1 rRNA gene is annotated in these 616 nt (G+C 51.9%); it reads right to left on the reverse strand.

Going from position 1 to position 616, the window contains the following annotated elements:
* Window positions 1-616, reverse strand: a 23S ribosomal RNA gene (locus E1J61_RS35420); the annotation flags it as partial.

The following is a 616-nucleotide window of genomic DNA, read 5'->3' on the forward strand; positions in this document are numbered from 1 at the left end:
GCGTCCGCAGCTTCGGTATATAGCTTAGCCCCGTTACATCTTCCGCGCAGGACGACTCGATCAGTGAGCTATTACGCTTTCTTTAAAGGGTGGCTGCTTCTAAGCCAACCTCCTGACTGTTTTAGCCTTCCCACTTCGTTTCCCACTTAGCTATATTTGGGGACCTTAGCTGGCGGTCTGGGTTGTTTCCCTCTTGACACCGGACGTTAGCACCCGATGTCTGTCTCCCGTGATTGCACTCTTCGGTATTCGGAGTTTGCTATGGCGGGGTAATCAGCAATAGACCCCCCAACCATGACAGTGCTCTACCCCCGAAGGTGAGACACGAGGCACTACCTAAATAGTTTTCGGAGAGAACCAGCTATTTCCAGATTTGTTTAGCCTTTCACCCCTATCCACAGCTCATCCCCTAACTTTTCAACGTTAGTGGGTTCGGTCCTCCAGTACGTGTTACCGCACCTTCAACCTGGCCATGGATAGATCATCTGGTTTCGGGTCTACACCCAGCGACTCAACGCCCTGTTCGGACTCGCTTTCGCTACGCCTGCCCTAATCGGTTAAGCTTGCCACTGAATGTAAGTCGCTGACCCATTATACAAAAGGTACGCCGTCACCC

Origin of the sequence: Cupriavidus sp. L7L (assembly GCF_004353535.1) — a bacterium.
Lineage (GTDB): Bacteria > Pseudomonadota > Gammaproteobacteria > Burkholderiales > Burkholderiaceae > Cupriavidus > Cupriavidus oxalaticus_A.